Source organism: Paraburkholderia sp. SIMBA_053 (assembly GCF_046534895.1).
GTDB classification, from domain to species: Bacteria; Pseudomonadota; Gammaproteobacteria; order Burkholderiales; family Burkholderiaceae; genus Paraburkholderia; species Paraburkholderia caledonica.
The window spans coordinates 1-239 of sequence record NZ_JAWRXU010001612.1 but is presented as its reverse complement, the minus strand read 5'-3'; the positions used below and the strand labels follow the sequence as shown (position 1 = coordinate 239).

Annotated in this window: 1 protein-coding gene; it reads right to left on the bottom strand. The window is 64.0% G+C overall.

Annotation, left to right across the window (positions count from 1 at the left end):
• Positions 1-31 precede the first annotated feature (31 nt).
• Positions 32-239 (bottom strand): acyl-CoA thioesterase (locus tag SB753_RS41000; RefSeq protein WP_410805671.1); only part of this gene is annotated, 208 nt, incomplete at its 5' end.

Here is a 239-nt window from a genome sequence, read left to right as displayed (position 1 = left end):
AGCCGTGACAGCCGACGCGCGAGGAATGTGCTCAGACCTTCACGAGATGAGCGTTTTCGATGGTCGAGCGCAGAAGATCGGGAAGCGGCACCGACGTGCCCGCCGCATAGTCGATCCACACGCACTTCGCATTGCCGCGCGCATACAACGTGTCAGGATCGTCCGCACGGTACAGCTCGAAGCCCGTATCGAAGCTGCTGCGCCCCGGCACGCCGACCGTCATGCGGCCGATCACGTCG